A 26,303-nucleotide genomic window follows, 5' to 3' on the forward strand; every position below is an offset into this window, starting at 1 on the left:
CGCACTGCAACCGGGGATTTCTTGTATGTCCTGGACGGCCGACGGCGGGACTAGCCTCCGGGACTAACCTTGTGCGGCTGCTGCCGCCTTGGCTGCCGCCGGAAGGGCGTCGAAGATGCGGTTCATGGCGGCGTCGTCGTGCGCGGCGGACAGGAACCAGGCCTCGAAGACCGACGGCGGCAGGTAGACCCCGGATTCCAGCATGGAGTGGAAGAACGGCGCGTAGCGGAAGGCTTCCTGGGCCTGGGCGTCGGCATAGTTGTGCACGCCGTGCGCGGAGGTCCCGAAAGCCACCGAAAAGAGGTTGCCTGCGAACTGGATGGAGTGGTCCACGCCGGCTGCGTCGAGGGCAGTGGACAAGGCAGAGGAGAGTTCCAGCGAGCGAACGTCGATAAAGGAGTAGACGTCCCGGGTGGCATGCGTCAACGTAGCCACACCGGCAGCCATCGCCACCGGATTTCCGGACAGTGTCCCTGCCTGGTACACCGGACCCATGGGGGCGAGGTAATCCATCACGTCGGCACGTCCGCCGAGGGCCGCCGTCGGCATTCCTCCGCCGATGACCTTGCCGAAGGTGAGCAGGTCCGGTGTCCACGGCTCGGCGGCGTCCGGCGCACCGCCGGTGAGGCCCCAGTAGCCGGAGTAGCCGGTGCGGAACCCGGTGAGGACCTCGTCCACGATGAGCAGCGCCCCATGCTCGCGGGTGATCCGGGACAGGCCCAGGTTGAAGCCTTCCCCGGGTGTCACCACGCCCATGTTGGCCGGCGCCGCCTCGGTGATGACGGCGGCGATGTTGGGGCCGTGGGTGGCGAACGCTTCCTTGACGGCGGCGAGGTCGTTGTACGGCAGCACCAGGGTTTCGGCGGTGGTGGCCTCGGTGACCCCGGCGGAGCCGGGCAGAGCGAGCGTTGCCACGCCCGAGCCCGCAGACGCCAGGAGGCTGTCCAGATGCCCGTGGTAGCAGCCGGCGAACTTGATGATGAGGTTGCGGCCGGTGAATCCGCGGGCCAGCCGGACAGCTGTCATGGTGGCTTCGGTTCCGGTGGAGACCATGCGGAGGCGTTCGACGGCGGGCACGCGTTCCTTGACGATTTCGGCCAGGTTGGCTTCGTCCGGGGTGGACGCCCCGAAGGAGAGGCCCCGGTCCACGGCGGCGTGAACGGCTTCCAGCACGGCGGGGTGCGCATGGCCGAGCAGCGCAGGACCCCAGGAGCAGACCAGGTCAACGTATTCCTTGCCGTCGGCGTCCGTCAGGTACGGGCCCTGGGCGGAAACCATAAAACGCGGCGTTCCGCCCACGGATCCGAAGGCCCGCACCGGAGAGTTGACCCCGCCCGGCATCAGCTGGCGGGCGCGGTCGAAAAGTGCCTCATTGCGAGGATTGCTGGAAGTCATGGTTCCTATTCTCTCAGGTAGCGCGCCGCTCATGAGGTGGCCAGCAGTTCCGCCACGCGGGGCGCCACCGCTGTACCCAGCAGCTCGATGGAGCGCATCATCGCCGAGTGCGGCAGCGGGCCATTGCTGTATTTAAGGTCGAAGCGGTCCACACCCAGGTTCTGCTTGAGCTGGACAATTTTTTGCGCGACGGTTTCCGGCGATCCGACATAGAGGGCACCCTCCGGAGCGCACAGAGCCTCAAACTCTCCCCGTCCGGCAGGTCCCCAGCCGCGCTCGGCTCCCAGCTTGTTCCGCAGCTTCAGCCAGTGCGGGAAGAGTTCCTCCCGGGCCTGCTCGTCGGTTTCGGCCACGTGGCCCGGTGAATGCGTGGCCACCTGCTGCATGGGGTGGCCATACTTGCCCATGGCTTCCCGGTACAGGTCCACCAGCGGGCGGAAGCCGCGCGGCTGCCCGCCGATGATCGCGAAAATGATCGGATAACCGTATTGCGCGCAGCGGAGCACGGATTCAGGCGTCCCGCCGACGCCGATCCAGGTGGGCAGCAGGTGGTGTTCCAGGGGCGGGTACACGCTCAGGCCGGCGAGGGCTGGCCTGGTGCGGCCTTCCCAGTGCACCGGCTTCTGCGCCCGCACCTTGTCGAACAGTTCGAGCTTCTCTTCGAACAGCACCTCATAGTCGGCAAGGTCCAACCCGAACAGCGGGAACGATTCAATGAACGAGCCGCGGCCCAGCATCACCTCGGCCCGGCCGTTGGAGAGGGCGTCCACCGTGGAGAACCGCTGGAACACCCGGATGGGATCGTCAGAGCTGAGCACCGTAACGGCCGAGCCGAGGCGGATCCGGGTGGTGCGGGCGGCGGCCGCGGCCAGGAAAACCTCGGGCGCGGACACCGCATAGTCTTTGCGGTGGTGCTCCCCCACACCAAAGGCGTGAAGCCCGACGGCGTCCGCGAGTTCCGCCTGCTCCAGCAGGTTGCGCAGCACCTTGGCATGCGGCTGCGGGCTTCCGTCGGCGTTCTCACCAATGTCGCCGAAGGTGTTCAGGCCCAGCAGGATCCGCTGCGGGCCCACCGGCGCGGTGGGAACCGGCGGCACTTCAGTCATCAGGACTCCTTCAGCCAGCCGGCCAGCTCGGCCGCCCAGTAGGTCAGCACCATGTGGGCCCCGGCGCGCCGGATGCCCAGCACCGATTCGGTGATGGCGGCGCGGCGGTCGATCCAGCCGTTGGCGGCGGCGGCCTCAATCATCGCGTACTCCCCCGAGATCTGGTATGCCGCCACCGGGACCGGACTCATCGCCGCCACATCCGCAACGATGTCAAGGTAGCTCATGGCGGGCTTCACCATCACCACGTCCGCTCCCTCGGCGAGGTCCAGTTCCACCTCGCGGAGGGCTTCCGTCCGGTTGCCGGCGTCCATCTGGTAGGTTCGCCTGTCACCCTTGAGCTGCGAGTCCACCGCTTCACGGAACGGGCCGTAGAAGGCTGACGCGTATTTGGCGGCATAGGCAACCACCGAGGTGTTGGTGTGCCCGGCCTGGTCCAGAGCTGACCGGATGGCGGCGACCTGGCCGTCCATCATTCCGGAGGGGCCCAGCATGTGGGCACCGGCGTCGGCCTGCGCCACTGCCATTTGTGCGTAGATCTCAACGGTGCGGTCGTTGTCCACGTAGCCGTCGGCGTCCAGCACGCCGCAGTGCCCGTGGTCCGTGAACTCGTCCAGGCACACGTCGCTCATGATGACCAGGTCATCGCCGACCTCTGCCCGGACATCCCGGATGGCCTTGTTCAGGACTCCCTCAGGGTCCAGCGAGGCTGTCCCCTCCGCGTCCCGCGTCTCGGGGATGCCGAACAGCATGATGCCGCCGAGGCCCAGCTCAACGGCTTCCGCCGCGGCCCGTTTCAAGGTATCAGTGGTGTGCTGGACAACGCCGGGCATCGACGTGATGGGGTTCGGCTCGGCCAGGCCTTCGCGGATGAAGGCCGGAAGGATCAGCTCGGCAGGCGCCAGCCGGGTTTCAGCGGTCAACCGGCGCATGGCGGGGGTGGTGCGCAGGCGGCGGGGGCGTTGGCTCGGAAATGTCATGTTCGACGTCCTTCACGTTGTCTGTGGAATGTGTTCGTACCCGCTGGGGTGGCCCGGAATCTGGCGGCGGCGTCCCGGCCCGTCACCCTGGGGCGGCGAGCGCCGCTTCGACGGCGGCTACCAGCCCTTGCGGCGTCGGCTCGGCGGCGATTGCCGCCACGGGAAGGCCGAGGGCGGCGGCCTGTTCCGCCGTCGACCGCCCAATCGCCACCAGCCGGCAGCCGTGCAGCGGTGAGAGCGCATGGATCCTCCGCACAGCACTGGGCGAGGCGGCGACCACCGCGTGGATCTGTCCGGCGGCGATTTCCGCATTGGCGGCTTCCGGCGTCAGGAGTGAATAGGACGGCGGCACCTGGCCGGGTCCCGCATCCTCCGCCGGGATGGCGAGCCTCCGCTCCGGTGCCGCCGGGTAGCCGACGGTCCGGTAGGCGGTGACGGCTGTGACGAGGCTGCCTGCCGCCGTCAGCCCTTCAGCGAGGAGTGCCGGCGCAATGTCTGCCTGGGGCAGCAGGACCTTCCCGGCACCGGCGGGCCACACCTCGAGGAGGCCCGCGGCCGACTGTTCGTCCCCGGGCGTCAGCTCCACCGGCAGGCCGGCGGATTCCAGGAGCCCCCGGGAGGCCGGTCCGACGGCGGCGATCCGGGTGCCGGCCGGGATCCACTGCCGCAGGCTGAGCCCGCGCTCGGCGGCTTTGGCCAGGAGCACATGGACCGTGGTGGCGCTGGTGATGACCAGCCAGTCGTAGGCGCCGGCACCGAGCGCGTCGCAGGCCACGTCCAGTGAATGCTGGTCGGCGGCGCGCTCGAAGTCGATCAGGGGCAGGAGCAGCGGCTGCGCCCCCGCCTCCTTGAGCGCGGCGACAAGTGGCAGGGAGCGTTCCGGGCTCCGGGTAATCAGTACCCGGACTCCGTTCAAGGGCCCGGTGCCAGGCTTATTGCCGGGCCCGGTCCCGCCGGCGGCAGCGCTTGCCGGCATGCTCAACCGTCCCCTGACAGGGGATTGCGGGCGGGGCGGGAAAGCAGTCCCATGGCGGGATCAGGAAGCCTGCAGGTCTGCGATATCGGCGGCACCTGCGGCCAGGAGGACCTCGGCAAGTTCGATGCCCAGCAGGGTGGCGCCGACTTCCGTCAGGCCGTCCGTTGCCCGTTTGTCCCGGACCGATGCGGTGCCGTCCACGGCGCACACCACGGCTTCGAGGTGGAGCATGCTGCCCTTCCGGTAGGCGTAGGCGCCCACGGGTGCGGCGCAGCCGGCCTCGAGCCGGGCCAGCAGTGCCCGCTCGGCCGTGACGGCCAGCCGGGTGTCCGGATCATCAAGGGCGGCAAGTGCCTGGGCCAGGACTCCCCTGGAGCCTTCTGTGGAGCCCGGCCGCGGCGGAGCGTCCGCGGTGCGGCATTCAATGGCGAGCGAGCCCTGGCCGGCGGCGGGAAGCATCACCTCCGTCTCGAGGAACTCGCTGACCGCGTCCAGCCGGCCGATGCGTTCCAGCCCGGCCGCGGCCAGGACCACGGCATCGAGGTCGCAGGTCTTCCCCGGGACTGCCTCGTCCGTGGCGTTGCCCGGCAGCCCCGGCACCCGGCCCAGCCGGGTGTCCACGTTCCCTCGGATGTCCACGATCTCCAGGTCCGGCCTTGCGGTGCGGAGCTGCGCGGCGCGGCGCGGGGAACCGGTCCCTACCGTCGCGCCGGACGGGAGGTCGGCGAGCTTGAGCCCGTCGCGAGCGCAGAGCACATCGCGGACGTCCACGCGCCGCGGGGTGGCCGCCAGGCTGAGCCCTACTGCGGGGCCGGTGGGCAGGTCCTTGAGCGAATGGATTGCCACGTCACACTCGCTGCGCAGCAGCGCATCGCGCAGGGCGGCGACGAAGACGCCCGTGCCGCCCATTTGCGACAAGGAACCGGTGAGGACGTCGCCGTCGGTCCTGATGTGGACGAGCTCCACCGGGAAGCCTCCGACGGCGGCGAGCTGGTCAGCTGTCTGCTGCGTCTGGGTGAGCGCGAGCTTACTGGCGCGCGTTCCGATGCGCACCGTCACTGTTTCGCTGCTCCCCCGGCCACGCCGGATGCTGCTTCACCCGGGTAGGGGTCGTGGCCCGCGCCCAGGGTGGTGTCCGCCCCGGCAATGGTGGGCTTTTCACCGCGGAAGTTCGCGCAGCAACCCGGCCGGCAAACGTCGTACCAGGGGCCAAGGGCGGTCACGGCGGGGCGGTCGCTGATGTTGTTGGCAACGGTACGTTCGGAAATCAGGTCCACGAGGCCGTTGACGAACTTGCGGTGAGTACCGGGAGTGGGCACCCGGGTGGCGGCAAGTCCTAGGTTGGCGCAGGTTTCCAGCGCTTCGGTGTCCAGGTCCCAGACCACTTCCATGTGGTCGCTGACGAACCCGAGCGGCACAATAACAATGCCCTTCACGCCCTGGCCGGCCAGCTCCTCGATGGCGTCGTTGATGTCCGGTTCGAGCCACGGCACGTGCGGGGCACCGGAGCGGGACTGGTAGACCAGTGACCAGGGGGCGGTGAGGCCCGATTCCTCTTCGACGCGCTGGATGACGGCGGACGCCGTGGCGAGGTGCTGGGCCACGTAGGCGGAGCCCTCCTCGAATTCACGGGGTTCCCCCTCGGAGCGGCCCGCCGCCTCAGCGTCCCTGGTGGGGATGGAGTGCGTGGCGAAGAGGATCTGGACCGGGGCGTCAGGGGTGCCCGCAGCGGCAAGCTGCTCCCGGACGGTGGCCAGGCCGGCGCTGGTGCCTTCGATGAAGGGTTCCACGAAGCCGGGGTGGTCGAAGTACTGGCGCACCTTGTCCACCTCAAGACGGCCGTCCAGGCCGGTCTCCGTCAGGGCCATGCCGATGTCCTCGCGGTACTGGCGGCAGCTGGAGTAACAGGAGTAGGCGCTGGTGGTGACCATCAGGAGGCGGCGGTGCCCGGCGTCGTACGCGTCCTGCAGGGTCTGCGGGATGTACGGTGCCCAGTTGCGGTTGCCCCACAGCACGGGAAGGTCGATGCCGCGTGCTGACAGCTCCGCCTCGAGGGCCGCCTTGAGCTCACGGTTCTGCTGGTTAATGGGGCTGATGCCGCCGTTGGCCCGGTAGTGGTGTGACACTTCCTCGAGCCGCTCGTCCGGGATGCCGCGGCCGCGGGTGACGTTGCGGAGGAACGGGATGACGTCCTCCTGGCCTTCGGGGCCGCCGAAGGAGGCCAGCAGCACGGCGTCGTAGTTCTTCGGCGCCATCCTTCCCGCCTCGGTGATGGGGTTGACGGCGGTGACTTCGGCCGGGTCCCGGGCTTCGAGCGGGCTCATGCCAGCACCTCGGCGACCTCTGCGGCGGAAATCCGGCGGCCTGTGTAAAACGGGATTTCCTCGCGGACGTGGTTGCGTGCCTCGGTGGCGCGCAGGTGCCGCATGAGGTCCACCAGGTCCACCAGCTCGGGTGCTTCCAGGCCCAGGATCCATTCCCAGTCGCCCAGCGCGAAGGAGGAAACGGTGTTGGAGATGACCTGCGGGAAGTCGCGGCCCAACAGCCCGTGGTCACGGAGCATCTTGCCGCGCTCGGCATCGGGCAGGATGTACCACTCGTAGGAACGGACGAACGGGTAGACGCAAAGCCACTCGGCCGGTGCGACGCCCCGGGAGTAGGCAGGAGTATGGTTCTTGGCGAACTCCGCCTCGCGGTGCACGCCCATGGCCGACCAGACAATCTCGGTTCCGGCGAAGAGGGTGCTGCGGCGGATGTCCCGGATTGCCTGCTGCAGGCCTTCAGGTTTGGGCCCGTGGAGCCACACCATCACGTCAGCGTCTGCCCGCATCGCTGAGACGTCGTAGCTGCCGCGGTGTGTCACGCCGGCCTGGGTAAGCCGTTCCAGCAGGGCCTCGAAATCAGCGGCGGCATCAGCGCTGCGGATCAGGGTTTCGGAACGCTTGAAAACCGTCCAAAGGGTGAAAAACTGCTCAACTGATTCTTCGGTTTTAGTGACAGATTCGGCAGAAGTGTGGCTCATGGTTACAAGTTTGCCCCTTCGTACCGGCCAAGTCGAAACCAGCGAGTTCTACAGAGCGTAGAAGTGGTCAAAGTCACAGCGCGTCCGCTATCCCGCCAGCCCTGCGGCGGTCCTAGGGATTCCGCAAGCGGAAAAAGACCAGCCCCGCGGCCCCTGCCACTCCCACCAGCCCCGAGCCCAGCCACAGCAAGGCGCTCTTCGGCTCCGGCTGCGCATTCAACTCCGCGCTGCTCCGCACGCTGCTGGCTTGAGTGCCTGCGCTGTAGGAAGGGCTCCAGCCCGCGTCGGACTGGGGTACTGCATAGTTCGACGCATTGGCCGCCTGCCCGGCGGACGCTGCCGCGCTGGATGCAGCCCCTGCGGTTGCTTCGGTTCCGGATTGGCCTTTGCCCGTGCCTGGTAGGTCCACGGGACTGGGTCCGCCGGGGCTGGGCTCCGCGGCCGGGCCGCCCGCCGGACCCGCCGGCGTTTCCTGCGCGCCAGGGGCTTGCACGTCAGGGGCACCAGCGGCCGCAGTCCCTGCCGCCGGGCTTCCCGCGGACGCCTTGCCCGGGGCGGACGCCGCGGGATCCGGAGAGGTGGCCGGCGACGTGGGGGCGGAGCCCGCAGGAGCGGACGTCGCAGGGCGCGTCGCCGTCGGGGCGCTGGAAGTCGGAGCGCTGGAAGTCGGAACTGGCGAAGGCGCGGCTGTGGGTGCAGGCGCCGGTGTGGAGCGGGGCGCCTGGGTGACGGCAATGGCCGGCAGAAGGGCGGAAGGGACTACGGAAGCAGAGACAGAAGCAGTGGCGGTCGGGGTGGCCCCGGCCTGACGGTTACTGCCGGCGTTGGGGTTCTTGCCCAGGTTCTTGCCGGGCGCATCCTCGCGTGCCCGGGCGGACTGGCCCGCCAACTGGGCCACCACCGGGAGGGAGGCGGTGTCCACGGCGGGGGCCGCCGGGTCTCCGGGGTCTGCCGTTCCTTCCGCGGCTTGGGACGCCGGGACGCCTGTGGATAGAACCAGTACCGCTCCGATTGCCGCGGCTGCAGCGCCACGCCGGATTCCCCCATGGATACCAGTCCGGGACATTGAAAGCTCGGACTTGTTTTGAAGCATAGTCATCGACCCTAGCCATTTTGCTAGGCGAAGTGAAAGCCGAAGAAGCCTGGAGTGGCGGCCCCGAGAAGGCCTGTTCGCTGGCAGCACGGTTCTGACCAGTAAAGACGTTCAGCCGGCCAGCTTCCGGATCTGCTCCTGTGTGTCGGACACCACTGCGGCGAGTCCGTTGCCGGCCACCCAGCCGCCCACCAGGGCCAGTCCCCCGGCAGCGTCGCACGCTTCCCGGATTGCGGTCACCCGGGCACGGTGCCCGACGGCGGCAAACGGCAAGGAGCCAGGCCAGCGGACAACGTCCCAGTCCACAACGTCCTGCCAGCTGATGCCAACATCCAGCAGTGCCGAGGCATCGGCCAGCGCCGCGGCCAGGAGTTCGTCGTCGTTATCAAGCCCGGCGGGTTGGCTGCCCGCACCTTCGATACGTCCGTACGAGAGCCGGAGGACATGCCGCCCGGGGCCTGCGGCTTCCGCCAGCCAGTCCCATTTGCCCGTCGCGTGGGTCAGGGCCTTGGCCCGGATGCCGGGGGTTTGCGGGGCCACGAGGATGCCGGTGCCGCGCGGGCGGCGGTCCAGGCCCGGCTTGTCCAGAACCAGGGTGACAAGCATCACGTCGGGCCCGGAGCCCGGTGTCTTGCCCGCGATCGCGGGAACGGCTGCCTCCAGCAGCCCGACGGCGGCCGGGCCATCCACGGCAACTACCAGCAGGCCGGCGTCGTACGTTTGTCCGGACGTGCCAACGCGCCATCCTTCGGAAGTCCGGGACACCGACGCGGCGCGCGTGGCGGAGACGAGCGTAACGCCCCGGCCGCGAAGCTCGCTGACCAGTGCATCCACCAGTGTGTGCATGCCGCCTTCCAGGCCGGCGACGGCGGATCCTGCCTTGGCGGGTCCGGCACTGCTGCGCCGTTGGGCTGCTACGGCGGCGGCAAGCGAGCCATGCTTGCGGAGTCCGGCGCGGAGTCCCGGCGCCACCATGTCGACGTCGAGAAGCGCGGGGTCGGCCGAGTGCACGCCTCCTACCACCGGCTCCACCAGTCGGCCGAGCACGCGCCGGCCCATCCTTGCCTTGACCAGGGCGGCCACGCTGACAACGTCCGCGGCCGCCCCTACGGATGCCGGAAGGACCCTGTCCAGCGATGCCCGCAGGGAGCCAAGCAGGCCCAGGGAGCGGCGGACTTCGGGGTCCCAAGGGTTCGCCGGGATGCCCAGGACACCGGTTTTGGGAAGTTCGCGCGGACCGTCCGGGAGCTGCACCCACGCGCCGCCGGGCCGGGGCTGGACGATCCTGCCGGAAAGGCCCAGGTCGCGGGCAAGGGCGGCGACGGCATCGGAACGGGTGGCGAAGGATTCGGCCCCGCTGTCCAGGGTGAGGCCGGCCACCACGTGGCTGCCTATGCAACCGCCCCACTCCCGGCCCGCTTCCAGGACGGTGACCCCGTGTCCGGAAGCCGCGAGTTCCCGGGCGGAAAGGAGCCCCGAGATCCCCCCGCCCAGCACCAGGGCTGACGCGGTCCCGGCCGGGTTGGTGTCCACGTTTACTCCGGGGAGATGGAGTGGATGAGCTCGACAACCCGGGTCAGCACGGCCGGGTCGGTTTCCGGGGGGACGCCGTGCCCGAGGTTAAGGACGTGGCCCGGCGCCGCAGCGCCGGCCCTGATGACGTCGCGGACGTGGCGCTCGAGGATCTCCCACGGGGCCGACAGCAGGGCGGGGTCGATGTTGCCCTGCAGCGGAACGGTGCCGCCCAGCCGGCGGTTGGCTTCATCCAGCGGAAGGCGGTAGTCAACACCCACCACGTCCACGCCCACATCGCGCATGGCCACCAGGAGCTCGAAGGTACCGGTGCCGAAGTGGATGAGCGGCGCGCCCAGGTGCCGCACGTGGTCAAGGGCGCGGGCGGACGCCGGTGCCACATACCTGCTGTAGTCGGCCAGACCCAGGGAACCTGCCCAGGAGTCGAAGAGCTGCCCTGCGGAGGCGCCGGCCTCCAGCTGGGCCTGCAGGAACATCCCGGAGGCGTCGGCGGCCCAGTTGGCCAACGCGCTCCAGGTTTCGGGGTCCGCGTGCATCATGGTCCGCGGGCCGAGGTGGTCGCGGGAGGGCTTGCCCTCAACCATGTAGGCCGCCAGCGTAAAGGGGGCACCGGCGAAGCCGATCAGGGGTGTTTTCCCGAGTTCATCCACCGTGAGGCGCACAGCCTCGCGGATGGGTTCCAGCGCCTCCCACGACAGCTGCGGCAGGGCGGCAACATCCGCCGCTGTCCGGACGGGCTTGTCCAGGACCGGGCCCACGCCCGGCACGATGTCCACGCCCACCCCCGCCAGCTTTAGGGGAATAACGATGTCCGAAAAGAAGATGCCGGCGTCCACGTCATGCCGCCGGACGGGCTGGAGCGTGATCTCCGAAGCGAGTTCCGGCCGGAGGCAGGAGTCCAGCATGGCGATGCCTTCGCGGACCTTAAGGTATTCGGGAAGGGAACGCCCGGCCTGCCGCATGAACCAGACGGGGCGGCGGGATGGCTTGCCGCCCCGGTAGGCCGTGATCAGCGGCGAGTCAGCGGTGCGGCCATCCACGAGCGGATGGTCTGCAGCGAGGGCGCCGGCAGCGGACATGGCAGGGCTGGAAGTCATGCCTTTGATTGTGCCCAAAAACGGCAGTAAAAGATAACGACAGGCTGTCATGCTGGGGGGCCCCTGCCTGCCAGTGTCAGGAATCACAGCTCCCCGCAGCTCATCCCGCGCCGGACAGTTGTTCTACCGGGAAACGAAAAAGCTATGATTGACCTGCTGTGGTTCTTTTTTCATTGGTGGCGTCACACGCCGATATCGATCTTGAGACCGTTGCTCAGTTGAGCAACGGTGCTTCGGGGATCGCCACATCCGCCCTCTCGGAGTCGCCGGCAGTGACGGGTGCGGTTGTCCTTGCCACTTGCAACCGGTACGAAATCTACGGCGAGGCTCCCCATCCGGACGATGTTGAGGCTGCCCGCGCCGCCCTGGTTGCCCAGATCAGCGAAGCCAGCGGACTGGGCGAACCGCTCGTCTCCCGCTCCTTCAGCACCCGCACCGGCCCCGAAGTCACTCAGCACCTGTTCGCCGTCAGCGCCGGACTGGACTCGGCCGTCGTCGGGGAACGCGAGATTGCAGGCCAGGTACGCCGGGCACTCATTACCGCCCAGCACGAAGGCACCGCCAGCTCCGGCCTCGTCAGGCTGTTCCAGGCCGCGTCCAAAACGGCCAAGGACGTGGGCGCCCAGACCGCCCTCGGCTCCAGGGGCCTGTCCATCGTCTCCGTCGCCCTGGACCTTGCCACGGATCTTTCCGAGAACGCTGACTGGTCCACGAAAAAGGTGGTGGTCTTCGGCACCGGCGCCTACGCCGGCGCCACCATGGCGCTGCTGCGTGAACGCGGCTGCACCGATATTTCCGTCTTCTCCTCCTCCGGCCGCGCCGAAGGCTTCGTGGCCACCCGCGGCGGCTCAGCCCTGGATGCCGACTCACTCCGCCCGGCCGTGGCTGCCGCGGACGTGATGATCGGGTGCAGCGGTTCGGACACCCGCGTTGAGGCCGACGAACTGGCACTGGTCCGCGCGGATTCGCCCCAGCCGCTGATCGCCATCGACCTGGCCCTCACCCACGATTTTGATCCCGGCGTCGGGGAGCTGGACGGCGTAGAGCTGTTGACCCTGGAGTCCGTGCGCCTCGCTGCACCCCAGGAACAGGCCGAGTCCCTGTCCCAGGCCAGCGGAATCGTCAGCGGCGCTGCCACGGCGTTCGAACAGGAGCGCGAGGCCCGGTCCGTGGACTCCGCGATTGTTGCCCTGCGGCGGCACACCATGAATGTCCTGGACGCTGAGATGGAGAAAGTCCGTGCCCGCCACGGCTGCACCGCTGCTGCCGAGGAAGTGGAGTTCGCGCTCCGCCGCATGGTCAAGCAACTGCTGCACGTCCCCACGGTCCGCGCCCGCGAACTGGCCGCGAACGGCCAGCAGGACGAATATGTGGCCGCCCTGGAGGCCCTCTACGGCATCACCGTGGAACAGCCTGCCGCCCGCGCGGTCCCCGAGGCGGAGTGCCCGGTGGACCACAAGGGCCTTGAGACCGCCTGACCCGCAACAAACCCGCCAGCGCCCCATCAGCTCCTGCGGCCCATCCCGGAACGCGCCATCAGCTCCCGCAGTCTTCCCGGCAACGCGCCATCACTTTCTACAAAGAAGTGATGGGGCGTTGGTCCAAAGGGTGCGAAAGGTGATGGCGCGTCCTTCAGGTCGGCGCCAAAAGTGAGAGGGCGTTGGTCGAATACGGGCGAAACGTGATGGCGCGTTCGAGTGGGGTTCCGGCCTAGTAGACGGGTTTGTGGGGTTCCACCTCGCGCACCCAGGCGAGAATTCCGCCGTCGAGATGGCTGACCCGCTGGTAGCCTGCCTTCTGCGCCGCGGCCAGCACGTTGGCCGATCGGGTCCCGGCCTTGCAGTGGAACACGATGTCCCGGTCCTGCGGGAGTTCATTCCACGCCTCGCCGGCGAGGATCCGGCCCTGCGGGATCAGCGTTGCCCCGTCAATCCGGACGATGTCGTACTCCCCCGATTCCCGGACATCCACCAGTTCAAAGTCTTTCAGTCCCGCCTTCCGTGAGGCGAGCATGGTGGCCAGCTGGGTTGCCGTGACGGTGTGTTCCGTGTCCGATGGTGCCGCCGGGGCTATGCCGCAGAAGGCCTCGTAGTCCGTCAGCTCCGTAATCGGCGCCGCCGCCGGGTCCTTCGAAACGCGGATCTCGCGCCAGCTTCCGCCCAGGGCGTCAAACAGTGCCACGCGCCCCAGCAGTGAACGTCCGACGCCGGTGATCAGCTTGACTGCCTCCGTCACCATCAGCGATCCCACGGCGGCGCAGAGCATGCCGAACACTCCGCCCTCGCCGCATGAGGGCACAGAACCGGCGGGCGGCGCTTCAGGGTAGAGGTCGCGGTAGGTGGGCCCATGCTTTTCCCAGAAGACGCTGACCTGGCCGTCGAACCGGAAGATGGAGCCCCAGACGTAGGGCTTGCCCAGGATGGCGGCGGCGTCGTTCACCAGGTAGCGGGTGGCGAAGTTGTCGGCCCCGTCCAGGATCAGGTCGTAGCCGGCGAACAGCTCCAGGGCGTTGGAGGCGTCCAGCCGGACGTTGTGCAGCCGGACTTCCACCAGCGGGTTGAGGGCAGCGATCGCGTCCCGCGCCGACTCGATCTTCGGCCGGCCCACATCTGCGACCCCGTGGATGACCTGGCGCTGCAGGTTGCTGAGGTCAACAACGTCGTCGTCAATAATGCCCAGCGTTCCCACGCCCGCGGCAGCGAGGTACAGCAGCGCCGGCGATCCCAGCCCGCCTGCACCGATGACCAGCACCTTCGCATTCTTGAGCCGCCGCTGCCCCAGGGCGCCGATCTCGGGAATGATGAGGTGCCGCGAGTAGCGTTCCACCTCTGCCGGAGTGAGCTCACCTGCCGGTTCAACCAGCGGATCCAGTGAAACTGTTGAAACATTTGCGGTGGATGTCGAAGCCATACTTCAATGTATGCCCCGGGATACCACCCGGTCATATTACCCCGAAGTAGAGTGGGGGTAACTGCAAGGGAAAGAAGGACAACTGTGGTCCATGAAGCACGGGCTGGGCGCCCGTCCGCAGCCGAACCGCAAACCGCCTCACGCCCCGCCGGGCAACGCTCCGCCCGGCTTCCCAGGGACGAAAGACGCGCACAACTCCTTTCCGCAGCGCAGGAAGTTTTTGTTGCCAACGGCTACCACGGCGCGGCCATGGACGAGATCGCCGAGACCGCCCACGTCAGCAAGCCCGTCCTTTACCAACACTTTCCTTCGAAGCGGGAGCTGTACCTGGCCCTGCTCGAAAGCCATCTGGCCTCCCTGACCGAGCTGATGCTGGGGGCGCTGAACTCCACCACGGACAACGACGAACGGGTGCAGGCCGTGATGAGGGCCTATTTCCAGTTCATCGCCAACGATGACCAGGCCCACCGGCTGGTGTTCGAGTCAGACCTCATCAATGATCCGGATGTCAGCTCACGGCTGGAAACCTTCAACCGGACCTTCGCCGATGCCATTGCCCGCGTCATCGCAGAAGACACCAAGCTTCCGCACCTGGAGGCAGAGCTGCTGGGGCGCGGCCTTGCCGGCATGGCCCACGTCAGTGCCCGGTACTGGCTGGAAACGGACGGCAATCTGGACCTCGATGTGGCCAGTGACCTCATCTACCGTTTAGCTTGGCGCGGAATCTCTCGCTTCCCCAAAGAGTCCTAGACTACAAATAAGACATAACCCGAGAAACGTGAACTGGCTGGGAGGCCCCCTGTGGAGATTAAGATCGGCGTTCAGAACGTTGGCCGCGAAATTGTGCTGGAGTCAAATGATGATGCAGACTCGGTGGCCAAGGTGGTCCAGGAAGCCATCAGCAACGGCGGCGACCTGCGCCTGAAGGATGACAAGGGACGCCTGATCATTGTTCCCGGTAAGGCACTGGCCTACGTGGAAATCGGTGCTGAAGAAGTCCGCCGCGTAGGGTTCGGCCAGTTCTAGCCCGCACCTTCTAACAAGGCGAGTATTCAGAGGAGGGCCATGCTTTCGTTGACCATCGTGGTGCTGGTAACAGCTGCCGCAGGTTTCATCGTCTGGGCCAACGACAAACGCCACACAAAATACGGCGTTGGCGTGCCGGCCGGAGTTGCCGTGGGTGTGGGCGCGTTGAGCTGGATCATCCTGGTGACCGCTGGCTTTGGTTACCGGCCAGGGCTGACCTGGATGCCGTGGGTCCTCCCTATGGTGATCGGATCAGCGGCGGCCGTGGCGGCCGTCATCTACCTGGGCCGCACCCGCGCCAAACGGGATCTGGAACGGCTTACTGCGGCGCTGAAGCTCTAGCCTCAAGAACTCACGCAAGTACCCGTGACCACTGCCGCCGGCAGTGGTCACGGGCGTTTAAGCCGGGCTAGGCGCCGGCGGGATGCTTGGCCGGCTCCGCAACGGCATGGACCGCCGCAGCCGCTTCACTCACGGCCTCCGCCGCCCCCACGTCGCGGGCGGTGACCTCTCCCCCGGCATCATGCGACGTGTAGCGGAGGAACACCCTGTTGTACCGCCAGTCCAGGTCCGGGTGGTGGTTTTGTTCCTCGGCGAGGCGCCCGACGGCGGCAACCAGCTTGAGTGCAGCAGCCGACGTGGGCATCTTGTACACCGTTACGAGGGCGCCCTCGTGGTAGCGCCAGTGCGGCAGGACGGCCAGGGCGTCCTCGAGCCGTTCGGGGGTAAGCACGTCTGTGGCGGCCATGGCTGCTCCTCTTCCGTCGGGCGCTGGCTTGGGCTGCCGCCGGTAACCCGGAAGGCCTACAGGAACTCTGCCCGGCCTTCCATGGCCGACGACGCCAGTGCATGTTCGCGGCGCGGTATCCGGCCGGCCGCTTTCGCCAGCCTACCGGCGATGACTGCGTGTTTGAAGGCCTCCCCCATCAGGGCAGGATTCTGTGCCCGGGTGACCGCCGTGGCGAGCAGGACGGCATCGCAGCCCAGCTCCATGGCCAGGGCGGCGTCCGAGGCGGTGCCGATTCCAGCGTCGAGGACCACAGGGACCGAGGCCCGGGACACAATCAGTTCAATGTTGTGCGGGTTCAGGATGCCCAGGCCCGTACCGATGGGCGCCCCGAGCGGCATCACTGCAGTGGCCCCGAGGTTCTCGAGCCGGAGGGCCAGGACAGGATCGTCGTTGGTGTAGGCGAACACCTTGAAGCCCCTGTTGACGAGCTGTTCGGTGGCATCCACCAGTTCGACGGCGTCCGGCAGGAGGGTCTGTTCGTCCGCGATGACTTCCAGTTTCACCCAGTCGGTTTCCAGCGCCTCACGGGCCAGCTCGGCTGTCAGCACGGCGTCCCGGGCGGTGAAGCAGCCTGCCGTGTTGGGCAGCACCCGGATGCCGTGGTCCACCAGCAGCTGGAACAGCGAGCCCGTCTCCGCGGGAGAGTAGCGGCGCATGGCCACCGTGGTCAGGCCCGTGCCGGAGGCCAGGAGCGCTGCGCCCAGGCCGTCGAGGCTGGGCGCGCCGCCCGTGCCCATAATGAGCCTGGATTCCAGTTCCACTCCGTCGATGACCAGCGGATCCTGCAGCACGGAGGGGGCTGCAGCGGTAGTGGTTTCGCTCATGGTCAGCCTCCCTGCACAGCCGTGACGAGTTCAACCTCGTCGCCGTCCGCGAGCGCGGTGGCGAACCACTGGCTGCGCGGTACTACCTGGGCGTTGTGTGCCACGGCCACGCCGAGTTTTTGCCCGTCCGTGGCCTGGCCGTCTGCACCGAGGGGCCGGCCGGTGACCTGGCTGACGAGCAGCGTGATGGAAGCACCGTCCGGCACGGGGTGCAGCGTTCCGTTCAAGGTGATGTTCATACTGTTTCCTTTGTCTGCGGTTGGTGGCTCAGGCGGCCTGTTGGGAGGGGGGTGGTTGCGGCGCGGGCGGTTGCGGCGCCGGCAAAGCGGGCGGGGTTGAAGGGCGCCCAGCGGGGGTCCTCGCGGCCGTCCAGGAGGTCCCGGCAGATGGCGGCGGCGGCCGGCGCCAGGTGGACGCCGTGGCGGAAGAACCCGGTGGCGATGATGAGGCCGCGAACGTGTTTGCCAGCCTGGCCCGCGCCGTCCGGGGCGGGTACCCGGCCCAGCAGCGGTGCGTTGTCCGGCGTTCCGGGGCGTGCCCGGGCGGTGCACTCCAGGAGTTCAAGTTCGGCGACGGCGGGAAGCAGCACCTGCGCGTCGCGGAGGAGCTGGTAGACGCCGCCGGCGGAAACTGCGCCGGCGGCGGACGGTGCGTCTTCGCGCTGCGTTGCCCCGATCACCACGGTGCCGTCCCGGCGCGGAACGATATACACCGGAACGCCATGCACCAGCCCCCGGACGGTGGACGTCACCAGCGGCCGCAGATGCGGGGGCACTGCGAGCCGCAGGATGTCCCCATAGACGGGCCGCAGCGGAAGGTGCAGGCCCTCGGGCAGGGACTCCAGTTCTGCAGCGTGCAGCCCGTTCGCCACGACCGTTTCGCCGGCAAGCACGGTTCCCCCGCCGGCAAGCTGAACGCCCGCAACCGCGCCGTCCTGCCACAGCAGCGCTTGTGCCTTCTCCGGCACTGCATAGCCGTCGACGGCGCCGGCTGCTGCCGTGCCGCTTCCTCCAATCCCGCTGACGGGACCTTCGTTGCGGGTTCCGTTCCCGCTGCCGGAGTCAGCGAGGCCGCGGCGGAGGCAGTCCACCAGCAGCCGCGGGTCCACCTGGTGGTCTGCCGGGGTGTCCAGTGCGCAGGCGATGGCCGGGCTAAGCAGCGCTTCCCGTTTGCGGGCTTCGCGGACGGTGAGGGGTTCCACGGTGAGTCCGTTGGCCTGCTGCACGGCGCGCAGGTCCATCAGCGCACGGCGGTCGGCGGCGTCGGCGCCCACGGCGAGGGTCGGCGTCGTGATGTATCCCGGATCAGCACCTGATGCGACGCGGAGGCCGGCAACAAATGCGGGCCAGCGGGCCGAAGCGTCCAGCATCAGTTCGAGGAGGTCCTCCTCCTGGTAGTGCAGCTCGCTGACGGGGGCCAGCATTCCGGCGGCAGCCCAGCTGGCCCCGGAGCCCGGTGCGTCATCGATGAGCACCACGGAACGTCCCGAGCGTTTCGCCTCCCAGGCGATGCCGTGGCCGATGACTCCGCCGCCGATTACGGCGACATCGGCGCGGATGGCGCCGGCAGGCGCAGATAGCTGTTCCGCTGCGCCGGGCTTGGATGGTGCGCCCAAGTGTGTCTCCTTCCCTACGCCGGTACTAGCCGGATCAGGTCAAGCGGTCGGCTCTGACGCCCTCTCAGCCCGGCGCTTTGTGACAGCTGCCGCAGGCTCCCGCAGTACGAGGCAAGTGTAGAGGAACTAGGCTTGCCCCCATGAATGTGTCCCACACTCCTGCCGCCGCAACCGATGTCCTCAGCACTACCAAGATCAGCAATGGCCTCAGCACGGCGCGCCTGTACCTCTGCACGGATGCCCGGAAGGACCGCGGCGATTTCGGGCAGTTCGTGGATGCCGCGTTTGCCGGCGGAGTGGACATCATCCAGCTCCGGGACAAATCCATCGAGGCCGCCGAGGAGCTGGAGCTCCTGGCCGTCCTGAAGGAAACCGCGGAGCGGCATGGCAGGCTGTGGGCTGTCAACGACCGGGCGGACATCGCGGTGCTGTCCGGGGCACCGGTGTTCCACATTGGCCAGAAGGACCTGCCCCTGGCCGCCGCCCGCACCCTGCTCAACGGCAACGCGGCCATCGGCCTGTCAAGCCACGCTCCCGCGCAAGTGGACGCCGCCCTCGCCGCGGCCGCCGGTCCGGCGGGGCTGGACTACTTCTGCGTTGGCCCGGTGTGGGCAACCCCCACCAAGCCGGGACGGAGCGCCGTGGGGCTTGAGCTGGTGAAGTACGCTGCCGGGGCTGCGCGCGCGTCGGCGCAGGAAGGACAGGCCGACGGCGGTGTCCCCTGGTTTGCCATCGGCGGTATCGACCACGGCAACGTGGAGCAAGTGGTGGAAGCGGGCGCCCGGCGGATCGTGGTGGTCCGCGCCATCACGGAAGCCGACGATCCGGCAGCCGCCGCCGCTTCACTCCTTGCCGCCCTGGACGCCCCCGCTACCTGAGGCTCCTGACGCAGCGTTTCGCACTGGTCCGCTCCCGGCCAGGATGCCTGCATTATGGCGGGAATTCGAGTTAGGCTGATTTTCGTGTCACACCATCGGCTGGCTCCCAACGTCCACGAGCACAAAAACGCGCTCGAGGCGGCACTTGGTGCGCTGCGCGCCGAGCTGGAGCTGCCCGGCCCGTACCCGGACGAGGCCGTGGCGGACGCCAAAGCAGCCGTGGAAGCCCTGCAGCTTCCCGCCTACGACCTGACCGCCGTCGAGTTCGTCACTATCGATCCTGCGTCCTCCACCGACCTGGACCAGGCTTTGTTCATAGAGCCCGACGCCGACGGGTACCACGTGCTTTACGCCATCGCGGATGTGCCGGCGTTCGTGACGCCCGGCGGACCTTTGGACGCGGAAACACGCCGCCGCGGGCAGACGTTCTATGCCCCGGACGGACGGATCCCGCTGCATCCGGAAATCATCAGTGAGCAGGCCGGCAGCCTCCTTCCTGACCAGGACTGCTCTGCGTTCGTCTGGGATTTCCGGCTCGACGGTGCCGCCGAGGTCACGTCTGCCGCCGTCCGGCGGGCACGTATCCGCAGCCGGGCCAAGCTCAGCTACAAGGGCGCGCAGGCCCAACTCGACGCCGGGACCGCCCCGCCGGTGCTGCGGCTCCTCAAAGAGGTGGGGCTCAAGCGTGTGGAGCTGGAGCGGGCCCGCGGGGGCGCCAGCCTGAACATGCCCGATCAGGAGATCGTCCAGCTGCCCGACGGCGGCTACCGGATTGACGCCGCTCCCCAGCTTCCCGTGGAGGACTGGAACGCGCAGATCTCGTTGCTGACGGGAATGACGGCCGCCCGCCTCATGCTCACGGGTAAGGTGGGCATCCTGCGCACCATGCCGTCCCCGGACGAGCGCTCCCTGAACCATTTCCGGCTGCAGACCGAAGCCCTGGGCAAGCCCTGGGACGGCGAAGTCAACTACGGGGAATACCTGCGGAGCCTGGACCCCACCGATCCCCGCCAGCTGTCCATCATGCACTCCGCCGGCATGCTGTTCCGCGGCGCCGCCTACACAGCCTTTGACGGTTCCGTGCCGGAAGAGGCCGTCCAGTCTGCCATCGGTGCCGCCTACGCGCACACCACTGCTCCGTTGCGACGCCTGGTTGACCGCTTTGTCCTGGTCATCTGCGAGGCCTTGAGCAACGGCGGGAAGGTGCCGGGCTGGGCGCGGGAAGCGCTGCCAACCCTGCCGGAGATCATGGCCGGTTCGGACCAGCTGGCGTCGCGGATGGAGCGGATGGCCCTGGACACGGTGGAGGCTGCGCTGCTGGTCAACCACGTGGGCCAGGAGTTCGAAGCGATTGTGATTTCCGGGTCGAAGCCGCAAAAAGAAAACGGCAAAAACGGCAACGGCAACGGCAACGGGACCGGGAAGAACGGCAACGGCAACGGCGGTTCAGGGATCATCCAGATCAGGGACCCCGCCGTGACCGCCCGCTGTGCCGGTGAACTGGAGCCCGGAACCAAGGTCCGGGTGCGCCTTCTTTCGTCGGATATCGCAACACGCGAAGTCCATTTCGAGCTGGTGCAGTAGCGGCGGCAAAGTTCCCTGGAAGAGCCAAAGCCGGTATTTGGGCTCCCTGCGGCTAGACTGAAGGTGTAGAAATGGATGCCCGGTCGTTGATTTCCTTGATTTGAAACCAACAAGCCCGCCCCTACGCGATCTTGAGATTTACCCGTTGGTCACCAGTGCCAGCATTTAGATAGCCCGCGATCGGCTTCCACTGGAATTGCTTGTGCGCCCGAGCGTGCTCCGGAACCGCCTGACGGCAGGCCCGTTGAGCAGGCAGCGCCAATGCCCAAATGAATAAGGAAACTCCCCAGTGAGTGAATTGCATACCCACCAGCTTCTGACCGACGAGTCCGGCACCGAGACCATCGAGCCGGAAGAGACCATCATCTCGGACGAGAAGCCCCACGAGATTGCGGAAAAATCCTTCGCGGACTACAACGTGCGCGCCGACATCGTGGAATCCCTGGCCGACGCCGGAATCACCCACCCTTTCCCCATCCAGGCCATGACCCTGCCGGTGGCGCTGTCCGGCCATGACATCATCGGCCAGGCCAAGACCGGCACCGGCAAGACCCTTGGATTCGGCATCCCCGCCCTCCAGCGGGTAGTGGGCCAGGACGATCCCGGCTACGAAAAGCTCGCGGTCCCCGGCGCGCCGCAGGCCCTGGTCATCGTCCCCACCCGCGAACTCGCGGTGCAGGTGGCCAATGACCTGCAAACCGCCTCCCGCAAGCGGAACGCCCGCATCGCGACCATCTATGGCGGCCGCGCGTATGAGCCCCAGGTGGAAGCCCTGAAGAATGGCGTGGAGGTTGTGGTGGGCACCCCGGGCCGCCTCATCGACCTCTTCAAGCAGAAGCACCTGAGCCTGAAGAACGTCAAGATCGTCATCCTGGACGAAGCGGACGAGATGCTTGACCTGGGCTTCCTGCCGGACGTCGAAACCCTCATCGCCGCGACGCCGGCGGTGCGCCAGACCCTGCTGTTCTCCGCCACCATGCCCGGTCCCGTCATCGCCATGGCCCGCCGCTACATGACGCAGCCCACCCACATCCGCGCAGCGGATCCGGAGGATGAAGGCCTGACCAAGCGCGATATCCGCCAGCTGATCTACCGCGCCCACAGCATGGACAAGATCGAGGTGGTGGCCCGCATCCTCCAGGCCAGGGGCCGCGGACGCACCATCATCTTCACCAAGACCAAGCGCACCGCCGCCAAGGTGGCCGAGGAGCTGGTGGACCGCGGGTTCGCTGCCGCCGCCATCCATGGCGACCTGGGCCAGGGCGCCCGTGAGCAGGCTCTCCGGGCCTTCCGCAACAACAAGGTGGACGTCCTCGTGGCAACCGACGTCGCTGCCCGCGGCATCGACGTCGAGGACGTCACCCACGTCATCAACTACCAGTGCGTGGAAGACGAGAAGATCTACCTGCACCGCGTAGGCCGCACCGGCCGCGCCGGCAACAAGGGCACTGCCGTCACCTTCGTGGACTGGGACGACATGCCGCGCTGGGGCCTGATCAACAAGGCGTTGGGCCTGAGCGTGCCTGAACCCATTGAAACGTACTCGTCCTCGCCGCACCTCTACGAGGACCTGGACATCCCCGAGGGAACCAAGGGCCGTTTGCCGCGCGACAAGCGCACCCTTGCCGGGGTTGACGCCGAGGTCCTTGAAGACCTGGGCGAGACCGGCAAGAAAAACACCCGCAGCGGCCGCGACGGCGGACGTCCCCGTGAACGGGACAACCGCGAACGGGACAACCGTGGCCGCGAAGGCCGGGGCGGAAACCGCGAAGGCGGACGCACCGGGGGCGACACAAGCCGCTCCGGTGAGCGCCGCCGTCGTACGTCCGACGCAGCCGAAAACCCTGCCGCTGCCAGCGAAACCCCGGCAACGACCGACACGGAACAGCCCTCGCGTACACGGCGCCCCCGCACACGGACCCGCCGCCGCAACGGCGAGGTAGTGGCCGGCGAAAATACCGCGCAGCCTGGCAGCACCGAGGCCTAATACCCTTCATGACTGACACCGTCTGGGCGCCGGACGGCAGCAGCCTGGTGGTTCACGCGGACAACGCGGAGTTCCTCCCCTCGCTGCCGGACGGCGCCTTCACACTCATATACGTGGATCCGCCGTTTAATACCGGCCGGCCCCAGCAGCGCCAGCAGACCACCATGGTGGCCAACGCGGAGGGCACAGGGGACCGCTTCGGATTCAAAGGGCGCTCCTACGACACCATCAAGGGCGCACTGCACCGCTACGACGACGCTTTCAGCGACTACTGGTCCTTCCTTGAGCCGCGGCTCGTTGAGGCGTGGCGCCTGCTGGCCGAAGACGGAACGCTGTACCTGCACCTGGACTACCGCGAGGTGCACTATGCCAAGGTGATGCTGGATGCGATCTTCGGCCGCGAGTGCTTTTTGAACGAGATCATCTGGGCCTACGACTACGGGGCCCGGGCCAAGAACCGCTGGCCCACCAAGCACGACAACATCCTCGTGTACGTCAAAAACCCGGCGAAATACCACTTCGACAGCGCAGAGGTGGACCGGGAACCCTACATGGCGCCCGGGCTTGTCACCCCTGCCAAACGCGAACTGGGCAAGCTGCCCACGGACGTCTGGTGGCACACCATCGTCTCCCCCACGGGCAAGGAAAAAACCGGCTACCCAACGCAGAAGCCGGAGGGGCTGGTCCGCCGGGTCGTGGCAGCCTCCAGCCGGCCCGGCGACTGGTGCCTGGACTTCTTCGCCGGTTCAGGAACGCTGGGGGCCGTCTCCGCGAAGCTCGGCCGGAAGTTTGTGTGCGTGGACCAGAACCAGCCTGCGATCGACATTATGGCCAAGCGTTTGGGTGCGCACGCCGAGTTCACGTCCTTCCCGCCTAGCTAGGTACCGCCAAGTCTCGTTTTGAGGGTTCAAAACGCCTGGTTGGCGCTACCTGGTCGGGGGCGGGGTCAGGGGCGGACGACGGCGGTCCCGGTCCCGAGTTCCTCAATCCGGGCCAGGACCTCAGGGGCGGTCATGTTTTCGCCAAGCAGGTTTGGTTTGCCGGTCCCGTGATAGTCGGAGGACCCGGTGATCAGCAGGTCATGCTTGGCGGCGAGGCGGCGCAGGAACCCGCGGCCTTCCTCCGGGTTGTCGCGGTGGTTGATCTCCAGGCCGGCCAGCCCGGCGTCGATCATCTCCTGGTAGACCCGCTCGCCCACGATCCGGCCACGGGACGACGCCACCGGGTGGGCGAACACGGGGACGCCGCCGGCAGCGCGGACCAGTTCGACGGCGGTGGCCGGGTCCGGCGCGTAATGCTGGATGAAGTAGCGGGACCGCGAGGTGAGGATGGAGGCAAATGCCTCTGAGCGGTCCTCCACCACGCCGGCGGCCACGAGTGCGTCGGCGATGTGGGGGCGGCCCAGCGTGGCTCCGGGCGCCACATGGTGGATGACGTCGTCCCAAGTCAGTGGGTAGTCCTCCGCCAGCAGGCTGACCATTCGCTCGGCACGGGTGTGCCGGGCATCCTTGGCCTTGGTGATTTCCTCCAGCAGCCCCGCATGTTCGGGGTCATGCAGGTAGCTCAGGAGGTGGACGCTGATCCCCTGCTCGGTCCGGCAGGAAACCTCCATGCCGGGCACCAGGGCAACACCGTGCTCTACTGCAGCAGCGGCGGCCTCCGCCCAGCCCGCCGTGGAGTCATGGTCGGTCAGTGCCACCACGTCCAGCCCTGCACGCGCGGCGGATGCCATCACGTCGGCAGGTTTTTCCGTGCCGTCGGAAACGTTGGAGTGGGCATGCAGGTCAATCCTCACCTCCCCAGCCTAGTAGACAGCGCCTCACCTGTTCATGCAGGTATTCGCACAAGCCTTCATGCTGGTGAGACGATGGTGCCGTGAACGATGCCGATAACACCCCCGATTCTGCTTCCCAGCCCCTGGACGAGCGCGTCAACAACCGCTCCCAGCGGCCCAGTTCCGACGCCTTCAAGGCCTTTATGGCCAGCAACTGGGCGCCGTCCAGCCAGGAACTCCCGGCCCGCGACGCGGTGGCCACTTACGCCGCGACCCGGCGCAAGGCCATCTCCGACCAGTTCAAAGGCGAACGCCTGGTCATCCCGGCCGGACCCTTGAAAGTCCGCTCCAACGACTGCGATTACCGCTTCCGCCCCCACTCAGGCTTTGCCCACCTCACCGGTCTGGGCCTTGACCATGAGCCGGACGCCGTCCTGATCCTCGAGCCTGTTGGGGAAGGAAAGGGCGACGACGGCGCGAACCACCGTGCCACGCTGTACTTCCGCCCCCTGGCCGGGCGCGATACCGAACAGTTCTATGCCGATTCGCGATCCGGCGAGTTCTGGATCGGGGCGCGCCCCACGCTGGCCGAGTTCGAGGCCCGCCTGGGCCTGGCCACGGCCCACATCGACCAGCTCGAAGCTGCCATCACCAAGGATGTGGGTGCCCCCGAGATCGGCGGCATCTCCATCCGCCTGGTCCGCAAGGTGGACGAGAACATTGATGCCCTGGTGGACACTGCCCGGTACAACACCGCCAAGGACCCGGACAACCTGGACCTCGGCGTCCTCGATGCCCTGGATGAGAAGCTCAGCGAAGCCCTCTCCGAGCTGCGCCTGCTCAAGGACGGGTGGGAGATCGAGCAGATGGAGCTCGCCGTGGCCGCCACGGTGGAAGGTTTCGAAGAGGTAGTGAAGGCCCTCCCCCGGGCGCTCACGCATGCCCGTGGGGAACGGGTAGTGGAAGGGGCTTTCTTCGCCCGCGCCCGCGAGGTGGGCAACGAACTGGGCTATGACACCATCGCGGCCTCGGGCAACAACGCCACCGTCCTGCACTGGACCCGCAACACCGGCAGGATCAATGCCGGCGAGCTGCTGCTGGTGGACGCCGGGGTGGAAGCCGACTCGCTCTACACCGCCGACATCACGCGGACCCTGCCGGCCACCGGCGTGTTCAGCGACGTCCAGCGCAAGGTCTACGAGGCCGTCCTGGATGCTGCAGACGCCGGTTTCGCCGCGGCACAGCCCGGCACAAAATTCCGCGACATCCACACCGCTGCCACCACTGTGTTGGCCGAGCGGCTCGCTGAATGGGGACTGCTGCCCGTCAGCGTGGAGGAGGCCATCAGCCCGGAGGGGCAGCAGCACCGCCGGTGGATGCCGCACGGCACGAGCCACCATCTGGGCCTTGACGTCCACGATTGCGCCCAGGCCAAACGGGAGCTCTACCTGGACGGCGTCCTCACCGAGGGCATGGTGTTCACCATCGAACCGGGCCTGTACTTCAAGGAAGAGGACCTTGCGATCCCCGCTGAATACCGCGGCATCGGAGTACGGATCGAGGACGACATCCTGATGACCGCCGAAGGCCCGGTCAACCTGAGCGCTGCCCTGCCGCGCAAAGCCGACGACGTGGAGAACTGGATGGCCGGCATCTACCGCGAAGCGGACGGCACCCACTAGGAACTGCAGAAAACGAAAGCGGGGCCACCGG

The 26,303-nt window shown here is 67.7% G+C and carries 25 protein-coding genes and 1 riboswitch; of the genes, 9 read left to right on the plus strand and 16 right to left on the minus strand.

Annotated features, from left to right (window positions below; genetic code table 11):
* Nucleotides 1–63: 63 nt before the first annotated feature.
* From hemL to hemE, 10 genes are all read right to left on the minus strand, one after another.
* On the minus strand, nt 64–1,395 hold the full coding sequence (gene hemL / locus QFZ36_RS05470; RefSeq protein ID WP_306634533.1) for a glutamate-1-semialdehyde 2,1-aminomutase: 1,332 nt from the start codon (nt 1,393–1,395) through the stop codon (nt 64–66).
* Nucleotides 1,396–1,424: 29 nt separating this feature from the next.
* The gene (locus QFZ36_RS05475; RefSeq protein WP_306634534.1) at nt 1,425–2,501 is read right to left on the minus strand and encodes an LLM class flavin-dependent oxidoreductase; all 1,077 of its coding nucleotides are present in this window, start codon (nt 2,499–2,501) and stop codon (nt 1,425–1,427) included.
* Entirely contained in the window at nt 2,501–3,481 is a 981-nt protein-coding gene (hemB, locus tag QFZ36_RS05480; RefSeq protein ID WP_306634537.1) for a porphobilinogen synthase, read from the minus strand. Before hemB ends, QFZ36_RS05475 begins: the two co-directional genes overlap by 1 nt.
* An 82-nt stretch (nt 3,482–3,563) precedes the next feature.
* The gene (locus QFZ36_RS05485) at nt 3,564–4,457 is read right to left on the minus strand and encodes a uroporphyrinogen-III synthase (RefSeq protein WP_306634538.1); all 894 of its coding nucleotides are present in this window, start codon (nt 4,455–4,457) and stop codon (nt 3,564–3,566) included.
* A 60-nt stretch (nt 4,458–4,517) separates the two neighbouring features.
* Nucleotides 4,518–5,516: a hydroxymethylbilane synthase gene (hemC, locus tag QFZ36_RS05490; RefSeq protein WP_306634539.1), complete on the minus strand. Its 999-nt coding sequence runs from the start codon at nt 5,514–5,516 to the stop codon at nt 4,518–4,520.
* Nucleotides 5,513–6,781 carry a ferrochelatase gene (locus QFZ36_RS05495; RefSeq protein ID WP_306634541.1) on the minus strand — a complete coding sequence of 423 codons (1,269 nt, stop codon included), beginning with the start codon at nt 6,779–6,781 and terminating at the stop codon, nt 5,513–5,515. Before QFZ36_RS05495 ends, hemC begins: the two co-directional genes overlap by 4 nt.
* A complete protein-coding gene (gene hemQ, locus QFZ36_RS05500; RefSeq protein WP_306634543.1) occupies nt 6,778–7,479 on the minus strand; it encodes a hydrogen peroxide-dependent heme synthase in 702 nt (233 codons plus the stop codon). The genes QFZ36_RS05495 and hemQ overlap by 4 nt, the downstream gene beginning before the upstream one ends.
* A gap of 112 nt (nt 7,480–7,591) precedes the next feature.
* Nucleotides 7,592–8,578 carry a hypothetical protein gene (locus QFZ36_RS05505; RefSeq protein ID WP_306634545.1) on the minus strand — a complete coding sequence of 329 codons (987 nt, stop codon included), beginning with the start codon at nt 8,576–8,578 and terminating at the stop codon, nt 7,592–7,594.
* Nucleotides 8,579–8,683: 105 nt separating this feature from the next.
* Complete coding sequence (hemG, locus tag QFZ36_RS05510; protein ID WP_306634547.1) at nt 8,684–10,105, minus strand: protoporphyrinogen oxidase; 1,422 nt, start codon at nt 10,103–10,105, stop codon at nt 8,684–8,686.
* A gap of 2 nt (nt 10,106–10,107) precedes the next feature.
* Nucleotides 10,108–11,202, minus strand: coding sequence for a uroporphyrinogen decarboxylase (gene hemE / locus QFZ36_RS05515; protein WP_306634549.1), 1,095 nt, complete (start codon nt 11,200–11,202; stop codon nt 10,108–10,110).
* Nucleotides 11,203–11,360: 158 nt separating this feature from the next.
* On the opposite strand from hemE, the gene QFZ36_RS05520 reads away from it, so the two are divergent.
* On the plus strand, nt 11,361–12,680 hold the full coding sequence (locus QFZ36_RS05520; protein ID WP_306634551.1) for a glutamyl-tRNA reductase: 1,320 nt from the start codon (nt 11,361–11,363) through the stop codon (nt 12,678–12,680).
* A 232-nt stretch (nt 12,681–12,912) separates the two neighbouring features.
* On the opposite strand, the gene moeB is transcribed toward QFZ36_RS05520, so the two are convergent.
* Nucleotides 12,913–14,112 carry a molybdopterin-synthase adenylyltransferase MoeB gene (moeB, locus tag QFZ36_RS05525; protein WP_306634553.1) on the minus strand — a complete coding sequence of 400 codons (1,200 nt, stop codon included), beginning with the start codon at nt 14,110–14,112 and terminating at the stop codon, nt 12,913–12,915.
* Nucleotides 14,113–14,196: 84 nt separating this feature from the next.
* Between moeB and QFZ36_RS05530 the strand changes: the two genes are divergently transcribed.
* The 3 genes from QFZ36_RS05530 to QFZ36_RS05540 are packed head-to-tail and all read left to right on the plus strand — an operon-like array spanning nt 14,197 to nt 15,480.
* Nucleotides 14,197–14,862, plus strand: a complete 666-nt coding sequence (locus QFZ36_RS05530; RefSeq protein ID WP_306634554.1) for a TetR/AcrR family transcriptional regulator — start codon at nt 14,197–14,199, stop codon at nt 14,860–14,862.
* Nucleotides 14,863–14,913: 51 nt separating this feature from the next.
* Nucleotides 14,914–15,138 carry a DUF3107 domain-containing protein gene (locus QFZ36_RS05535; RefSeq protein ID WP_306634556.1) on the plus strand — a complete coding sequence of 75 codons (225 nt, stop codon included), beginning with the start codon at nt 14,914–14,916 and terminating at the stop codon, nt 15,136–15,138.
* Between the two features lie 39 nt (nt 15,139–15,177).
* Nucleotides 15,178–15,480 carry a hypothetical protein gene (locus QFZ36_RS05540; protein WP_306634557.1) on the plus strand — a complete coding sequence of 101 codons (303 nt, stop codon included), beginning with the start codon at nt 15,178–15,180 and terminating at the stop codon, nt 15,478–15,480.
* Between the two features lie 67 nt (nt 15,481–15,547).
* Here QFZ36_RS05540 and QFZ36_RS05545 read toward each other — a convergent pair whose 3' ends face one another.
* The 4 genes from QFZ36_RS05545 to QFZ36_RS05560 all read right to left on the minus strand — a co-directional run bounded on the left by QFZ36_RS05545 (nt 15,548) and on the right by QFZ36_RS05560 (nt 18,367).
* A complete protein-coding gene (locus QFZ36_RS05545; RefSeq protein WP_306634559.1) occupies nt 15,548–15,886 on the minus strand; it encodes a 4a-hydroxytetrahydrobiopterin dehydratase in 339 nt (112 codons plus the stop codon).
* A 56-nt stretch (nt 15,887–15,942) separates the two neighbouring features.
* The gene (locus tag QFZ36_RS05550; protein WP_306634561.1) at nt 15,943–16,752 is read right to left on the minus strand and encodes a thiazole synthase; all 810 of its coding nucleotides are present in this window, start codon (nt 16,750–16,752) and stop codon (nt 15,943–15,945) included.
* 2 nt (nt 16,753–16,754) lie between these two features.
* Nucleotides 16,755–16,991 (minus strand): sulfur carrier protein ThiS, encoded by a 237-nt coding sequence (thiS, locus tag QFZ36_RS05555; protein ID WP_306634564.1) that lies wholly within the window; start codon nt 16,989–16,991, stop codon nt 16,755–16,757.
* On the minus strand, nt 16,988–18,367 hold the full coding sequence (locus tag QFZ36_RS05560; RefSeq protein WP_373427021.1) for an FAD-dependent oxidoreductase: 1,380 nt from the start codon (nt 18,365–18,367) through the stop codon (nt 16,988–16,990). Before QFZ36_RS05560 ends, thiS begins: the two co-directional genes overlap by 4 nt.
* Nucleotides 18,362–18,480: riboswitch (TPP riboswitch) on the minus strand. (Overlaps the previous gene by 6 nt.)
* Before the next feature lie 27 nt (nt 18,481–18,507).
* Here QFZ36_RS05560 and thiE point away from each other — a divergent pair.
* The 4 genes from thiE to QFZ36_RS05580 all read left to right on the plus strand — a co-directional run bounded on the left by thiE (nt 18,508) and on the right by QFZ36_RS05580 (nt 23,697).
* Nucleotides 18,508–19,245: a thiamine phosphate synthase gene (thiE, locus tag QFZ36_RS05565; protein ID WP_306634566.1), complete on the plus strand. Its 738-nt coding sequence runs from the start codon at nt 18,508–18,510 to the stop codon at nt 19,243–19,245.
* A gap of 84 nt (nt 19,246–19,329) precedes the next feature.
* Nucleotides 19,330–20,829 (plus strand): RNB domain-containing ribonuclease, encoded by a 1,500-nt coding sequence (locus QFZ36_RS05570; protein ID WP_306634568.1) that lies wholly within the window; start codon nt 19,330–19,332, stop codon nt 20,827–20,829.
* 289 nt (nt 20,830–21,118) lie between these two features.
* Nucleotides 21,119–22,816 (plus strand): DEAD/DEAH box helicase, encoded by a 1,698-nt coding sequence (locus tag QFZ36_RS05575; protein WP_306634570.1) that lies wholly within the window; start codon nt 21,119–21,121, stop codon nt 22,814–22,816.
* An 8-nt stretch (nt 22,817–22,824) separates the two neighbouring features.
* The gene (locus tag QFZ36_RS05580) at nt 22,825–23,697 is read left to right on the plus strand and encodes a DNA-methyltransferase (protein ID WP_306634572.1); all 873 of its coding nucleotides are present in this window, start codon (nt 22,825–22,827) and stop codon (nt 23,695–23,697) included.
* Nucleotides 23,698–23,762: 65 nt separating this feature from the next.
* Here the strand turns inward: QFZ36_RS05580 and QFZ36_RS05585 are convergent, their stop codons facing one another.
* Nucleotides 23,763–24,611, minus strand: a complete 849-nt coding sequence (locus QFZ36_RS05585) for a PHP domain-containing protein (protein WP_306634574.1) — start codon at nt 24,609–24,611, stop codon at nt 23,763–23,765.
* A gap of 80 nt (nt 24,612–24,691) precedes the next feature.
* Between QFZ36_RS05585 and QFZ36_RS05590 the strand changes: the two genes are divergently transcribed.
* Nucleotides 24,692–26,272 (plus strand): aminopeptidase P family protein, encoded by a 1,581-nt coding sequence (locus tag QFZ36_RS05590; RefSeq protein WP_306634575.1) that lies wholly within the window; start codon nt 24,692–24,694, stop codon nt 26,270–26,272.
* The last annotated feature ends 31 nt before the right edge of the window (nt 26,273–26,303 follow it).

The sequence above is a fragment of the Pseudarthrobacter siccitolerans genome (assembly GCF_030823375.1).
Taxonomy (GTDB): domain Bacteria; phylum Actinomycetota; class Actinomycetes; order Actinomycetales; family Micrococcaceae; genus Arthrobacter; species Arthrobacter siccitolerans_A.

What these genes read in the sequence shown, in the direction of transcription:
- thiS (WP_306634564.1), bottom strand. Translation starts at nt 16,991, where the DNA reads ATGAACATCACCTTGAACGGAACGCTGCACCCCGTGCCGGACGGTGCT.
- moeB (WP_306634553.1), bottom strand. Translation starts at nt 14,112, where the DNA reads ATGGCTTCGACATCCACCGCAAATGTTTCAACAGTTTCACTGGATCCG.
- hemE (WP_306634549.1), bottom strand. Translation starts at nt 11,202, where the DNA reads ATGACTTCCAGCCCTGCCATGTCCGCTGCCGGCGCCCTCGCTGCAGAC.
- QFZ36_RS05545 (WP_306634559.1), bottom strand. Translation starts at nt 15,886, where the DNA reads ATGGCCGCCACAGACGTGCTTACCCCCGAACGGCTCGAGGACGCCCTG.
- QFZ36_RS05550 (WP_306634561.1), bottom strand. Translation starts at nt 16,752, where the DNA reads ATGAGCGAAACCACTACCGCTGCAGCCCCCTCCGTGCTGCAGGATCCG.
- thiE (WP_306634566.1), top strand. Translation starts at nt 18,508, where the DNA reads ATGAATGTGTCCCACACTCCTGCCGCCGCAACCGATGTCCTCAGCACT.
- hemL (WP_306634533.1), bottom strand. Translation starts at nt 1,395, where the DNA reads ATGACTTCCAGCAATCCTCGCAATGAGGCACTTTTCGACCGCGCCCGC.
- hemQ (WP_306634543.1), bottom strand. Translation starts at nt 7,479, where the DNA reads ATGAGCCACACTTCTGCCGAATCTGTCACTAAAACCGAAGAATCAGTT.
- QFZ36_RS05495 (WP_306634541.1), bottom strand. Translation starts at nt 6,781, where the DNA reads ATGAGCCCGCTCGAAGCCCGGGACCCGGCCGAAGTCACCGCCGTCAAC.
- QFZ36_RS05580 (WP_306634572.1), top strand. Translation starts at nt 22,825, where the DNA reads ATGACTGACACCGTCTGGGCGCCGGACGGCAGCAGCCTGGTGGTTCAC.
- QFZ36_RS05540 (WP_306634557.1), top strand. Translation starts at nt 15,178, where the DNA reads ATGCTTTCGTTGACCATCGTGGTGCTGGTAACAGCTGCCGCAGGTTTC.
- hemB (WP_306634537.1), bottom strand. Translation starts at nt 3,481, where the DNA reads ATGACATTTCCGAGCCAACGCCCCCGCCGCCTGCGCACCACCCCCGCC.
- QFZ36_RS05475 (WP_306634534.1), bottom strand. Translation starts at nt 2,501, where the DNA reads ATGACTGAAGTGCCGCCGGTTCCCACCGCGCCGGTGGGCCCGCAGCGG.
- QFZ36_RS05485 (WP_306634538.1), bottom strand. Translation starts at nt 4,457, where the DNA reads ATGCCGGCAAGCGCTGCCGCCGGCGGGACCGGGCCCGGCAATAAGCCT.
- QFZ36_RS05505 (WP_306634545.1), bottom strand. Translation starts at nt 8,578, where the DNA reads ATGACTATGCTTCAAAACAAGTCCGAGCTTTCAATGTCCCGGACTGGT.